The 3061-nt window shown below is 57.5% G+C and carries 4 protein-coding genes and 1 tRNA gene; 3 read left to right on the top strand and 2 right to left on the bottom strand.

Going from position 1 to position 3061, the window contains the following annotated elements; genetic code table 11:
• The first annotated feature begins 132 nt into the window (after positions 1 to 132).
• Positions 133 to 208, top strand: a tRNA-Ala gene (locus QCE79_RS39110).
• Positions 209 to 304: 96 nt separating this feature from the next.
• Here QCE79_RS39110 and QCE79_RS39105 read toward each other — a convergent pair.
• Positions 305 to 856 carry a YaeQ family protein gene (locus QCE79_RS39105; protein ID WP_250462431.1) on the bottom strand — a complete coding sequence of 184 codons (552 nt, stop codon included), beginning with the start codon at positions 854 to 856 and terminating at the stop codon, positions 305 to 307.
• A gap of 242 nt (positions 857 to 1098) precedes the next feature.
• Positions 1099 to 1452: a surface attachment protein Sap1 gene (gene sap1, locus QCE79_RS39100; RefSeq protein WP_244826701.1), complete on the bottom strand. Its 354-nt coding sequence runs from the start codon at positions 1450 to 1452 to the stop codon at positions 1099 to 1101.
• 402 nt (positions 1453 to 1854) lie between these two features.
• Here sap1 and QCE79_RS39095 point away from each other — a divergent pair, with 402 nt between their 5' ends.
• Both QCE79_RS39095 and QCE79_RS39090 read left to right on the top strand, forming a co-directional pair.
• The gene (locus tag QCE79_RS39095) at positions 1855 to 2481 is read left to right on the top strand and encodes a LysE family translocator (protein WP_309854550.1); all 627 of its coding nucleotides are present in this window, start codon (positions 1855 to 1857) and stop codon (positions 2479 to 2481) included.
• Positions 2478 to 2954, top strand: a complete 477-nt coding sequence (locus QCE79_RS39090; RefSeq protein ID WP_309854547.1) for an SgcJ/EcaC family oxidoreductase — start codon at positions 2478 to 2480, stop codon at positions 2952 to 2954. The genes QCE79_RS39095 and QCE79_RS39090 overlap by 4 nt, the downstream gene beginning before the upstream one ends.
• Positions 2955 to 3061: the final 107 nt, after the last annotated feature.

The following is a 3061-nucleotide window of genomic DNA, read 5'->3' as shown; positions in this document are numbered from 1 at the left end:
CCGCTGCCTGAGAAGCGACGGTGCGTTTCTTCTTCATCGGCATATCCATGACTTTTACCTCTCATAATATGCCTCGCCCACAGAATTACGGATAGGTCCGTCGAGATGCTTGTGATACACTTTTACTTCGTTGGGGGGGTAGCTCAGCTGGGAGAGCGTCGCGTTCGCAATGCGAAGGTCGGGAGTTCGATCCTCCTCCTCTCCACCACGAAAAATCAAAAGGCTCAGCCATTCGGCTGAGCCTTTTCGCATTGACGACATCCCACACGTAAACTGCGCGTCGTTCAACCCGCCCGCATCGACATTAAACCGCCGCCCCCTTAAACACCCCCTTCCGAATCATCACCGGGTCCACCGTCGCGCTCCCCAACGACGCCTCACCATCCTGCACCGTCATCTGCAGCCGCATCGTCCGTTCGGCCAGCTTGCCAAGCGCCTCGCCGACGCCCTCCTCAAGCGACCACACCGTCACGTTCTGCAGGCGCTCGACCTTGCCCTTCACACCTTGCCACCAGATATCGCTCGTCCTGCCCGCATACGCGATAACCACCACGCGGTCCGCGCGACCGCTCGCTTTCGCGATACGCCGCTCATCCGGCTGGCCGATCTCGATCCACGTCTCGATCTGACCAGTGAGGTCCTTTTGCCAGAGATCGGGTTCATCGGTGTCGGATAGTCCTTTGCAAAACTCCAGTCGTTCGCTCGCGAATAGGCCAAAAGCGGCGACGCGCACCATCATCCGTTCGTCGGTCTCGGAAGGATGACGCGCGATGGTCAGGGAATGGTCGCCGTAGTAGTGGCGGTCCATGTCGGCGATCTGAAGGTCCGCCTTGTAGATTGTCGATTTGAGGGCCATGCAACACCAAAAGGCCGGTCGAAAACCGGCAAGGAAAGTAGAAGAGGCGGCGAACAAATACCAAGACACCGCACGCCGACGCTCACGCGACTGACATTGTGCGGTGATTCAGGAATAAATTGGAAGAATAAGATGCGCGCAGCGAGCGTTCGCCGCCACGGAAGATGGCACCATTTTCAACGGCAATGATTTACCTACGCGCATTTATTCGATGCGCGTAGGCTACCGCCATTCGTAATTACTCAAAGCCCTTTCTGCTCGATAAACCGGTCGGCAGTCCACATTCCCTGCGTATCGCTATTCGACGCATTGACGAATTCGATGTCGTGTCCGACTACGCGCAATACGCGAAAATGCGAATCGACCGGCGTCGAAACGCATTCGAAGCCTTCGAAATATTGCTGCATCTTTTGATGCTCGCCAGCTTTCGCATGCTCATCGGCCGAATCGAATTTGTCCTTGGACAGGCAACCATATGAGTTAGGCCGGAACGTGAATGTCTGTTGGGCTTGAACCGCGCTGTCCTGGGCCTGCGCAGCGCAAGCGATAGCGAACGTCCCTACCATTGCAACGAGAAAACTGGCGCGCTTCTTCATTGAGTAGCCTCCAAACGAATTCGTCTCGAAATTAGCTATATATTTAAAAGCCGCTAAATGCAAAAGCCATGCTAATTGACGTTTGAAAGTTTGCAAGCACAAGTTGTGTGCGATTGCAACAAGCCGGAATGTCGCACGCTTGCGTTAGTTCGTCAGAACGCAGCGTATTGATATGAAAGGCATTAAAAACCTCTATTTGGAGGAAATTGAAGCGGTTATTACTTGCCAATGGTAGCGATTTATCTCAACACGATTCTTGTGCGGCGCATTACCCGACCAAGAGCGCTTTCCAACCTTCCAAGCAATCGATTCTTTGCCGAGATGTCTAGCTAGCCTTCCGGCCTATTGCGCCGCGCCGCCGTTCATGGATAAATCAATCCCTACGAAATCAGGAGACATCCCATGACGCTTGCTCAGTGGCTGCCGTTCGCTATCGCATCGGCCATTCTTGTTGCAATCCCTGGCCCGACCGTATTGCTGGTCGTGTCCTACGCGCTCGGGCACGGGCGCAAGTACGCGCTCGCGACGACGCTCGGCGTGGCGCTCGGCGACCTCACGTCGATGACGGCTTCCATGCTCGGTCTCGGCGTTTTGCTGGCGGCATCGGCGGAACTGTTCATGGTGGTCAAGTGGGTGGGCGCGGCGTATCTGTTTTACTTGGGCATCAAGTTGTGGCGCGCGCCGGTGATCGACACGGACGCAGTCAAGGCCGGCGACGATCTGCGCACCGGCCGCATCCTGGCCCACGCCTACGCGGTAACCACGCTCAACCCGAAGAGCATCATCTTCTTCGTCGCGTTTCTGCCGCAGTTCATCGATCCCGACGCGGCGAGCGTCTCGCAAATCGCGCTGTTCGAGGCAACCTTTGTCGGGCTGGCGGCTGCTAACGCGTTCTTTTACGCGTTGCTCGCATCGGGCGCGCGTCGGGCAATTCGCAAGCCCTCCGTGCAGCGCACGGTGAATCGGACCGGCGGCGCGCTGCTCATGGGCGCCGGCGTCTTCGCGGCTGCATGGAAGAGGGCGACATGACTCAAACCGCATTTGCTGATTGGGCGACCAACGCGCGCCGCGTATTTTTCGGCTTGCTCGATGATTGGAATCGTCAAGACGCGGCGGCAATGGCCGCGCGATTCGCCGAGCGCGGCAGTCTGGTCGGATTCGACGGCAGCACGATCGATGGCCGCGCGTGCATCGAAGCGCATCTGCAACCGATTTTCGCGCAGCATCCGACGCCGCTTTTCGTGGCCAAGGTGCGGGAAGTCAGACGCATGGCGAGCGGGCAGACTTTGCTTTTGCGTGCGGTTGCAGGGATGTGGCCACGCGGCACGGCGGCGCTCGATCCGAGTCTGAACGCGATTCAGACCATGGTTCTGTCGATGTGCGACGGGGCGTATCGCATCGAGCTGTTTCAGAACACGCCGGCCGCGTTTCATGGAAGGCCGGAGGAAAGCGACAAACTGAGCGCCGAGTTGCGGGAGATAGGGAAACCGAAACTCGCTTGAGTTACTTTCCGATGCATAAACAAGTGAACACGCCTCGACGCCCCACCGCATAGGGCATATTGTCAATCGGCGCTGGCGTTGTGTACCAACCTGTGTACCAACGCCGT

Source organism: Caballeronia sp. LZ003, from assembly GCF_031451465.1.
Taxonomy (GTDB): Bacteria; Pseudomonadota; Gammaproteobacteria; order Burkholderiales; family Burkholderiaceae; genus Caballeronia.
This window is presented reverse-complemented; position numbering and strand designations above follow the sequence as displayed.

What these genes read in the sequence shown, in the direction of transcription:
- QCE79_RS39095 (WP_309854550.1), top strand. Translation starts at nt 1,855, where the DNA reads ATGACGCTTGCTCAGTGGCTGCCGTTCGCTATCGCATCGGCCATTCTT.
- QCE79_RS39090 (WP_309854547.1), top strand. Translation starts at nt 2,478, where the DNA reads ATGACTCAAACCGCATTTGCTGATTGGGCGACCAACGCGCGCCGCGTA.
- sap1 (WP_244826701.1), bottom strand. Translation starts at nt 1,452, where the DNA reads ATGAAGAAGCGCGCCAGTTTTCTCGTTGCAATGGTAGGGACGTTCGCT.
- QCE79_RS39105 (WP_250462431.1), bottom strand. Translation starts at nt 856, where the DNA reads ATGGCCCTCAAATCGACAATCTACAAGGCGGACCTTCAGATCGCCGAC.